We start from the raw sequence: 9243 nt of genomic DNA, 5'->3' as shown, positions 1-9243 counted from the left end.
CGAGGACGACCGCTCGGTCAAGATCGACATGACCCTGACCGCGCCCGGCTGCCCGGTGGCCGGCGAGATGCCGGGCTGGGTCGAGAATGCCGTCGGCGCGGTCGAGGGTGTTTCCGGAGTCGAGGTCAGCATGGTGTTCGATCCGCCGTGGACGCCCGACCGCATGTCGGAAGAGGCGCAGGTCGCGGTCGGCTGGTATTGAGGGCTCAAATGGAAGATTGGGAGATCGATCTTCCCGAATTCGTGCCGCCCTCGACGATGAAGCTGATGCAGCAATGGGGCGGCGACGACTTTCTCAACAGCATGGGCAAACCGGCCGCATTTGACGCGCTTCTGAACGGAATGCCGGCAGGCGTCGCCGACGTGCTTTGCGCGGATATTCTGCTCGGTGATGTCCTGAATGGCACCTTTCATCAGTACTTCCACAATTCGTGTGGAATAACGATCGAGCGAGCCATTGGCGCGATGCGGCGGCTCGGCCTGTCGGAACATGCGGCTGCAGCGGAAAGTGCGTTGGCGGTGTTCGGCCCGAACTTTCCTCGGGACCGCTTGCAAAGAATGGATAGGATGGATGAGTTGCCGGAAACTGCATTCGATCTGGCCTCCAACCAGTTCTATGCCGCTGAAGAGCGTCATCCGACGGCGATGTATAAGGTTTTGGAACGGGAGGCCAGTCAGTTGCTTGCAACGGTTCAGTAACAGAGCCGGGGTTGCACCCGCCAACAAACTTCACCATTTTAGGTGATGAATCATTCGGCGGGCCTTGAACCTGCATGGAATGGAAGAGGAAAGAGAATGGGACGCTTCGCCGTCATCACGATGACCGAAAAGGCCGCCGACCGGGTGCGCGAGATCGTCGCCACGCGCGAGAATGCGCACGGCATCCGCCTCGGCATCAAGAAGGGCGGCTGCGCCGGCATGGAATACACGGTTGATCTCGTGACCGAGCCGAACCCTAAGGACGACCACATCGAGCGCGACGGCGCGCATGTCTATGTCGCGCCGGAAGCAGCGCTCTTCCTGTTCGGCACCGAGATGGATTTCGAGCAGACGACGCTGCGCACCGGCTTCACCTTCAAGAACCCGAACCAGAGCTCGGCCTGCGGCTGTGGCGAATCGGTCGAGCTGAAGCCTGCCGACCTCAAGGCGCTGGCCGAGGCGCGCGCTTCAAGCGCGGCTTAGCTTTTTCATCATGCGTGCCGAGGCATATCGCTGGCGGTGTGCCTGTTGCAGCAAGGAGTTTGTCGGGCTTCCGACAGACCTGGCGTTCGACGCGCCGGTGGATCCAGACGCACTCGATGAGGTCGCTCGATCGACCTTCCGCAAGAATGACGATTTCTGCCTGGTGAGTTACGCCACGGGCCAAACGGATCGATTTATTCGTTGCCTGCTGCCGTTGCCCGTTCCTGCGCTGACCGACGAGTTCTGCTTCGGCGTATGGATATCGGTCTCGGAAAGGAGCTGGAATGTCTATCGCGATGGATATGACAGTGGCCAATATGAGGACGAACTTTGCTTCGGGTATCTGATGCACGATATTCCCGAATACCCAAGCTCGATGCACCTACATGCCAATGTTGTATTCCAGCCTGGCAACATGCGCCCCAAGGTGTTTCTGCATGATGCAGATCATCCCTTGGTCGTCGCGCAGCGCGATGGGGTGGATGTGGAGCAGATCGAGCGCTGGGTTGCGCTAACGCATCGCCCTTAGGTTCAGCTCAGTCTACCCACATGCCGGTGCGCTTGTGCCAGTCGGCGATCGATTCTTCCGGGTAGACGTCGAACAGCTTGTCGTTCTTGCCGACCACCGGCTCGACCCAGCTCGCCTTGTATTTCAGCATCAAATGCACCTTTTCCGGCGGTACCGGCAACTCGCTGTCGATCGCCGAGGCGAAGGGATGGACAAGGTCCGGCCAGGTCGGGTCGTAGAGCCAGAGGGCCGAACCGCATTTGCGGCAGAAGTTGCGCTCGCCGGTCGACACCTCGCAATGCGGATGCTCGTCATCCTCTATCTCGGCCCGGTAGACGCCGAGGCTGCGCTTGCCCGTGATCTTGAGCGTCTCGTAGTCGGCGCCGAGATTGATGGCGAAACCGCCGCCGCCCTGCTGCTTGCGGCAGATCGAGCAGTAGCAGAGCATGAACGGCACCGGCGTGTGGCTTTCCACTTCGAAGCGGACAGCATTGCACCGGCAGGAGCCTTTGAGCAGGACAGGCATGGTGGGAGCTCCGTTTTCGTATCTCAATCTGTCAGCATGCCTTTGGTTGCGGCGATGACAAGGCCCACGCCGGATGAGATGATCGCGGCATGGACAATGCGCGCCTTGAAGAACTGTTCGAAAGCCTGGGGCCGATCAGCATCCGAAAGATGTTCGGCGGCAAGGGCATCTATTGCGACGGCGTCATCGTCGCCATCGTGCTGCGCGGCGAGCTGAAGCTGAAGGCCGACGAGCAAAGCGCCCCCGATTTCGAGGCCGCCGGCTGCCAGCAGTGGACCTACACCGGCTCCAGGCATGGCAAGCTGGTCGCCATGCCCTATTGGAGTATTCCCGACAGCGCGTTCGACGACCCCGACGAGATGGCGGTCTGGGCGCGCCGCGCCTATGAGGCGGGGCTGCGGGCGGGCAAGTAGACGCTACAGCGCCTTGGCGATCCTCGCCGCCAGCCGCGCATTGTTCTCGACCAGCGCGATGTTGGTCTTGAGGCTGCGGCCGCCGGTCAGCTCGAGGATTTTCGACAGCAGGAACGGCGTCACTGCCTTGCCGCTGACGTTGAGCGCCTCCGCCGCCTTCTGCGCAGCCTGGATGTAGCCGTCCATCTCCTTGGCCGGGATCTCCTCGTTCTCCGGCACCGGGTTGGCGATCAGTATGCCGCCGCCGAGGCCCAGCGCCTGACGCGTCCGGTAGAAATGCGCAATGTCCTCCGGCGCATGCAAGGTGAGCGGGGCGCGGAACGGCGAATGCCTGGACCAGAACGCAGGCATCGTCTCGCAGCCATGGCCGACGACCGGCACGCCGCGCGTCTCCAGCACTTCCAGCGTCTTTTCGATGTCGAGGATTGCCTTGGCGCCGGCCGACACCACGATGACTGGCGTGCGCGCCAGCTCGTCGAGGTCGGCCGAGATGTCGAAGCTCTTTTCAGCGCCCTTGTGCACGCCGCCGATGCCGCCAGTGGCGAACACCTTTATCCCGGCCATATGCGCGGCGATCATCGTCGCGGCGACGGTGGTGCCGCCGGTGCGCGCTTGCGCGACGGCAAAGCCGAGATCGGCGCGCGACAGTTTCATGGCGTCGCCGGTCATCGCCAGCGATTCGCGCTCGCCGTCGGAGAGGCCGATCTTGATGCGGCCGGCGACCACCGCGATCGTTGCCGGTACCGCGCCATTGTCCAGGATGATCTTCTCGACATTGGCGGCCATGGCGCCGTTGTCCGGATAGGGCATGCCGTGGGTGATGATGGTGCTTTCCAGCGCCACCACCGGCCGTCCGGCGGCGAGCGCCTCCGCCACCGGCGGATGGATATCGATGAAGGGGCGGGCGGTTTCGGGCGTCATGATGGTCTCCAATACGGAGCGCGCGGCGCTCCGGCCGCCCTCATGCCACTTCCAGCGCCCCCGGCACAAGGGCCAGCATTTGCGCGAAGTTGGCGGCGCTGAAGGCGGGTACCGCCTCGGTGCTTTCGATGGCCAGGATGGAGGCGGCAATGCCTTCGCGCAGTGCCGCGCGCAGCGGCAGGCCATTGAGCAGAGCGGCGACCGTCGCGCCGGTCAGCGCATCGCCGGCGCCGGTGACGTCGGCGATCCTACGCGGGGCAGGCGGGGCGATGGAGAACAGGCCCTCGCCGTCGAAGCCGAGCACCGGCTCGCCGCCGGCCGTCACCACACCGCTCGTGAGCCCGGCGCGCCGCAGCCCGCCGACCAGATCGCGGCCATTCGCATCGTCGCCCAGGCCGGCAAGGGCGCCGGCCTCGCGCCGGTTCATGAACAGCACGGCCAGGCTGCCCAGCACCGGCATCAGCCGCACCACCTTGGCCGGCGAGATGGCGATGGCGAAGACCGGCTTGCCGGCGGCTTGCGCCACCAGCCGTTCCAGCGCCGCGGACGGCAGGTTCGCGTCGCATAGGAGGGCATCGGCGGAAGCGATCGCCTCGCGCACCTTGGCGCGGCGGATCTGCTTGGGGAAGGCGAGGTCGTAGAGCGCCATGTCGGCAAAGCCGACGATCAGCTCGCCGTCGCGGTCGATCAGCGCCGTGTAGCTCGGCGTCGTGCGGTCGAGGAACACCGCCGACAGGTCGACGATGCCGGCGCTCGCGATCGCCGTCGACACAGTCTCGGCCGCGGTGTCGCCGCCGCGCATCGACAGCAGCGAGGCCGAGACGCCGCGCCTGACCACACTGCGCAACGCGTTGAAAACGCCGCCGCCGACATCCTCGCGCATGGTGCCGGGATTCGAGGCAGCCGGCACGTAAGGGCCCGACACCTGGCCCCGCCGGTCGATATGGGCGCCGCCCACGGCAAGGATGTTGGGGGACTTCACCATCGTGGCGTCGATACCTTTGTTGATTGTCCGGCCGCGCACACTAGGTTTCTCCGCGCCGCCCCGCAATCAGCGCCGCGATTCGGGCCGGCCGGACAATGGAACCCTGCATGACCGATTGGACGACGCCGCCGCCGTGCGTTGTGGGACATAAATAGAACAGATCAAGATATTGATTGTTTTTCAGCAACTTGATGCCTCTTGCCAAACGAGAACAAAAAAGGTACAAAATGGCAGGGATCACGGATTGTCCGGCCTTCATTGACGACCAAGGGGTGATGTATCATGGCTCAGAATACTTTGCGGCTTGTAGAGGATAAGGCAGTGGACAAATCAAAGGCTCTGGACGCGGCGCTGTCGCAAATCGAGCGCGCCTTCGGCAAGGGCTCGATCATGCGCCTCGGCGCCAATGAGCAGGTGGTCGAGATCGAAACCGTGCCGACCGGCTCGCTCGGCCTCGACATCGCGCTCGGCGTCGGCGGCCTGCCGCGCGGCCGCATCATCGAGATCTACGGGCCGGAAAGCTCGGGCAAGACGACGCTGGCGCTGCACACGGTGGCGGAAGCCCAGAAGAAGGGCGGCATCTGCGCCTTCGTCGATGCCGAGCACGCGCTCGATCCGGTCTATGCCCGCAAGCTCGGTGTCGACCTCGAAAACCTGCTGATCTCGCAGCCCGACACCGGCGAGCAGGCGCTGGAGATCTGCGACACGCTGGTGCGCTCCGGCGCCATCGATGTTCTGGTGGTCGATTCGGTCGCCGCGCTGACGCCGCGCGCCGAAATCGAAGGTGAGATGGGCGATGCGCTGCCCGGCCTCCAGGCCCGCCTGATGAGCCAGGCGTTGCGCAAGCTGACCGCCTCGATCTCGCGCTCCAACACCATGGTCATCTTCATCAACCAGATCCGCATGAAGATCGGCGTCATGTTCGGCTCGCCCGAGACGACGACCGGCGGCAACGCGCTGAAGTTCTACGCCTCGGTCCGCCTCGACATCCGCCGCATCGGCTCGGTCAAGGACCGCGACGAGGTCGTCGGCAACCAGACCCGCGTCAAGGTCGTCAAGAACAAGCTGGCGCCGCCCTTCAAGGTGGTCGAGTTCGACATCATGTACGGCGAGGGCGTGTCGAAGACCGGCGAGCTGGTCGACCTCGGCGTCAAGGCCGGCGTGGTCGAGAAATCCGGCGCCTGGTTCTCCTACAATTCGCAGCGTCTCGGCCAGGGCCGCGAGAACGCAAAACTGTTCCTGCGCGACAATCCCGACACAGCGCGCGAGATCGAAATGGCGCTCAGGCAGAATGCCGGGCTGATCGCTGAGAAATTCCTCGAGAATGGCGGCTCCGAGGGCGGCGGTGACGACGGTTTCGAGGACGAAGCCGGCGCCATGTAGGTGCCACAATCTCGGTTTATTAATATCTGCTTATGTAATTGAGTTCTTTAGTACTGCGTCCCGAACCGCCGGCCTTGTGCCGGCGGTTTGCGTTTCGGGCGATGCCCGGCTAGAGCCGGCAACAACCGGACTTTCCTCCAGTTCCGTGTTTCTGGACAGGCTGCGGCGTGATCGCTAAAAGGCCATGTCCATTTTGCCGCCGGCACCCCCGGCGGTTCTCTCGAAAAGGCAAGCATCCATGAGTGGCGTGAACGAGATCCGGTCGACATTCCTCGACTATTTCCGCAAGGAGGGTCATGAGGTCGTCGCGTCGAGCCCGCTGGTGCCGCGCAACGATCCGACGCTGATGTTCACCAATGCCGGCATGGTGCAGTTCAAGAACGTCTTCACCGGCCTGGAGAAGCGGCCCTATTCGCGCGCAACGACCGCCCAGAAGAGCGTGCGCGCCGGCGGCAAGCACAACGACCTCGACAATGTCGGTTACACCGCGCGTCACCTGACCTTCTTCGAGATGCTCGGCAATTTCTCCTTCGGCGACTATTTCAAGGAGCGCGCCATCGAGCTTGCCTGGAACCTGATCACCAGGGAGTTCGGGCTAAAGAAAGACAAGCTGCTGGTCACGGTCTACCACACCGACGATGAGGCCGCCGGCTACTGGAAGAAGATCGCCGGCTTCACCGACGACCGCATCATCCGCATCCCGACCTCCGACAATTTCTGGGCGATGGGCGACACCGGACCCTGCGGGCCGTGCTCGGAAATCTTCATCGACCGCGGTGAACACATCTGGGGCGGCCCTCCCGGCAGCCCGGAAGAGGACGGCGACCGGTTCCTGGAATTCTGGAACCTGGTGTTCATGCAGTATGAACAGGTGACCAAGGAAGAGCGCATCGACCTGCCGCGCCCGTCGATCGACACCGGTATGGGCCTCGAGCGCATGGCGTCCATCCTGCAAGGGGTGGAAAGCGTCTTCGAGACCGACCTGTTCCGCCATCTGATCGATGCCGCCTCATCGGCGCTCGGGCGCGGTCCGGATGCGGACACCGTCGCATCGTTCCGCGTCATCGCCGACCATCTGCGGTCGTCCTGCTTCCTGGTGGCCGACGGCGTGCTGCCGTCGAATGAGGGCCGCGGCTATGTGCTGCGCCGTATCATGCGCCGCGCCATGCGCCATGCGCAGCTGCTCGGCGCCAGCGAGCCGCTGATGTGGAAATTGGTGCCGGCGCTGGTGCGCGAGATGGCTCAGGCCTATCCGGAGCTGGGGCGCGGCGAGGCGCTGATCACCGAAACGCTGAAGCTGGAAGAGACCCGCTTCCGCAAGACACTGGCGCGCGGCCTCGGCCTGCTCTCGGAGGCAACCGAAAAGCTCGGCGCCGGCGACATGCTGGATGGCGAGACGGCCTTCAAGCTCTACGACACTTACGGCTTCCCGCTCGACCTGACGCAGGATGCGCTGCGCCAGCGCAGCATCTCGGTCGATCTGGCCGGCTTTACCGATGCGATGGAGCGGCAACGGGCCGAGGCGCGCAAGAGCTGGGCGGGTTCCGGCGACGCGGCCACCGAGACGGTGTGGTTTTCGGTGCGCGAGCAGACCGGCGCCACCGATTTCCTCGGCTATGAGACCGAGCAGGCGGAGGGCCTGGTCCTGGCGCTGGTCAAGGACGGCAAGGCCGTCGACAGCGCCGCGCAGGGTGACACGGTTGCCGTGATCGTCAACCAGACGCCGTTCTACGGCGAATCCGGCGGCCAGATGGGCGACACCGGCATTGTTTCCGGCGAAGGCTTCTCGATAGCGATCACCGACACGCAGAAGAAGGCCGACGGGCTGTTCGTGCATCTCGGCCGGGTGGCAAGCGGCACGGTCAAGACCGGCGCTGCCGTCGAGCTCAAGGTCGAACATGCGCGCCGCTCCAGGCTGCGCGCCAACCATTCGGCGACGCACCTCATCCACGAGGCGCTGCGCGAGGTGCTGGGCACCCATGTCGCGCAGAAGGGCTCGCTGGTCGCGCCCGAGCGCCTGCGCTTCGACATCTCGCACAACAAGCCGATCTCGGCCGATGAACTCGAGGAGGTCGAGCGCATGGCGAACGAGATCGTCGTGCAGAACAGCCCGGTGTCGACACGCCTGATGTCGGTCGATGATGCCATTGCCGAGGGCGCCATGGCGCTGTTCGGCGAAAAATACGGCGACGAGGTGCGCGTCGTGTCGATGGGCACCGGCCTGCATGGCGCCAAGGCGAACCGCCCCTATTCGGTCGAGCTCTGCGGCGGCACCCATGTCCGGGCGACCGGCGATATCGGCCTGGTGCGCATCGTGTCGGACAGCGCGGTCGCCGCCGGCGTGCGCCGCATCGAGGCGCTGACCGGCGAGGCGGCGCGCAGGCATCTCGACGAGCAGGACAGGCGGCTGAAGGCGATCGCTTCGACGCTGAAGATCTCGCCGGCCGACGTGACGGCGCGTGTCGAGACGCTGCTCGAAGAGCGCAAGAAGCTCGAAAAGGAGCTTACCGAAGCGCGCAAGAGGCTGGCGCTGGGTGACCGTTCGCCGGCCGGCGTGCCGGCCGAGAACGAAACCATCGCCGGCGTCGGCTTCCTCGGCAAGGCAGTCTCCGGTGTGGCGCCGAAGGACCTGAAGCCGCTGGCGGATGCCGGCAAGAAGACGCTCGGCTCCGGCGTCGTCGTCTTCGTCGGCGCCGGCGAGGACAACAAGGCAAGTGTCGTCGTCGGCGTCACCGACGACCTGACCACCCGCTTCAGCGCCGTCGACCTGGTGCGCGTGGCGTCCGCCGCGCTTGGCGGGCAGGGTGGTGGCGGCCGGCCCGATATGGCCCAGGCCGGCGGTCCCGACGCCTCGAAGGCCGAGGACGCGATCGCGGCGGTGAAGGCGGCGCTGGAAGCGGCGTGACCTCGCTTGAGGTCGCCGCGCAGTCACGCTAGCCATCCCGGGAGCGCGAAGTGACGACACTGACCATGTACCAGGTCGACGCTTTCGCCGACCGGGCCTTCCACGGCAATCCGGCCGCCGTCCTCATCCTGGAGGACTGGCCGCCGGAAGATGTCATGCAGGCCATCGCCAACGAGAACAACCTTGCCGAGACCGCCTTTGCGCGGCCGAACGGCAAGGGCTGGGATCTGCGCTGGTTCACCCCGGTCCATGAAGCCGACTTCTGCGGCCACGCCACGCTGGCCACCGCCCATGTGCTAGCCCAGGAACATGATATCGCCGGCGACATGGCCTTCGCCACGCGGGTGGGCGAGCTGAGGGTTTCCGGGCGCGACGGCGCCTACCAGCTCGATCTGCCCTGCTTTCCGCCGCAGCCCGTCG

At 64.9% G+C, this 9243-nt stretch carries 12 protein-coding genes; 8 read left to right on the top strand and 4 right to left on the bottom strand.

Annotated elements, in window-relative coordinates; translation table 11 throughout:
• From EN781_RS16490 to EN781_RS16475, 4 genes are all read left to right on the top strand, one after another.
• The coding region (locus EN781_RS16490; protein ID WP_127400150.1) for an iron-sulfur cluster assembly protein at positions 1-202 on the top strand (202 nt) is incomplete at its 5' end.
• An 8-nt stretch (positions 203-210) separates the two neighbouring features.
• The gene (locus EN781_RS16485) at positions 211-699 is read left to right on the top strand and encodes a DUF4375 domain-containing protein (protein WP_126054864.1); all 489 of its coding nucleotides are present in this window, start codon (positions 211-213) and stop codon (positions 697-699) included.
• A gap of 96 nt (positions 700-795) precedes the next feature.
• The gene (gene sufA / locus EN781_RS16480; protein WP_126054863.1) at positions 796-1182 is read left to right on the top strand and encodes a Fe-S cluster assembly scaffold SufA; all 387 of its coding nucleotides are present in this window, start codon (positions 796-798) and stop codon (positions 1180-1182) included.
• Positions 1183-1192: 10 nt separating this feature from the next.
• The gene (locus EN781_RS16475; RefSeq protein WP_126054862.1) at positions 1193-1711 is read left to right on the top strand and encodes a DUF2199 domain-containing protein; all 519 of its coding nucleotides are present in this window, start codon (positions 1193-1195) and stop codon (positions 1709-1711) included.
• A 7-nt stretch (positions 1712-1718) separates the two neighbouring features.
• Here the strand turns inward: EN781_RS16475 and EN781_RS16470 are convergent, their stop codons facing one another.
• The gene (locus tag EN781_RS16470) at positions 1719-2216 is read right to left on the bottom strand and encodes a GFA family protein (protein WP_126054861.1); all 498 of its coding nucleotides are present in this window, start codon (positions 2214-2216) and stop codon (positions 1719-1721) included.
• 89 nt (positions 2217-2305) lie between these two features.
• Between EN781_RS16470 and EN781_RS16465 the strand changes: the two genes are divergently transcribed.
• On the top strand, positions 2306-2629 hold the full coding sequence (locus tag EN781_RS16465) for a TfoX/Sxy family protein (RefSeq protein ID WP_126054860.1): 324 nt from the start codon (positions 2306-2308) through the stop codon (positions 2627-2629).
• 3 nt (positions 2630-2632) lie between these two features.
• Here the strand turns inward: EN781_RS16465 and EN781_RS16460 are convergent, their stop codons facing one another.
• The 3 genes from EN781_RS16460 to EN781_RS16450 are packed head-to-tail and all read right to left on the bottom strand — an operon-like array spanning position 2633 to position 4722.
• A complete protein-coding gene (locus EN781_RS16460) occupies positions 2633-3550 on the bottom strand; it encodes a pseudouridine-5'-phosphate glycosidase (protein ID WP_126054859.1) in 918 nt (305 codons plus the stop codon).
• Positions 3551-3590: 40 nt separating this feature from the next.
• Positions 3591-4535: a carbohydrate kinase family protein gene (locus EN781_RS16455; protein ID WP_127400151.1), complete on the bottom strand. Its 945-nt coding sequence runs from the start codon at positions 4533-4535 to the stop codon at positions 3591-3593.
• Positions 4536-4575: 40 nt separating this feature from the next.
• Positions 4576-4722, bottom strand: a complete 147-nt coding sequence (locus EN781_RS16450; protein ID WP_210213477.1) for a hypothetical protein — start codon at positions 4720-4722, stop codon at positions 4576-4578.
• Between the two features lie 95 nt (positions 4723-4817).
• Between EN781_RS16450 and recA the strand changes: the two genes are divergently transcribed.
• The 3 genes from recA to EN781_RS16435 all read left to right on the top strand — a co-directional run.
• Positions 4818-5918, top strand: a complete 1101-nt coding sequence (recA, locus tag EN781_RS16445) for a recombinase RecA (protein WP_126054856.1) — start codon at positions 4818-4820, stop codon at positions 5916-5918.
• Positions 5919-6156: 238 nt separating this feature from the next.
• On the top strand, positions 6157-8823 hold the full coding sequence (alaS, locus tag EN781_RS16440; protein WP_126054855.1) for an alanine--tRNA ligase: 2667 nt from the start codon (positions 6157-6159) through the stop codon (positions 8821-8823).
• A 50-nt stretch (positions 8824-8873) separates the two neighbouring features.
• On the top strand, positions 8874-9243 hold a 370-nt coding region (locus tag EN781_RS16435; protein WP_348631386.1), incomplete at its 3' end, for a PhzF family phenazine biosynthesis isomerase.

It is taken from the genome of Mesorhizobium sp. M4A.F.Ca.ET.090.04.2.1 (assembly GCF_003999085.1).
Lineage (GTDB): Bacteria > Pseudomonadota > Alphaproteobacteria > Rhizobiales > Rhizobiaceae > Mesorhizobium.
This window is presented reverse-complemented; position numbering and strand designations above follow the sequence as displayed.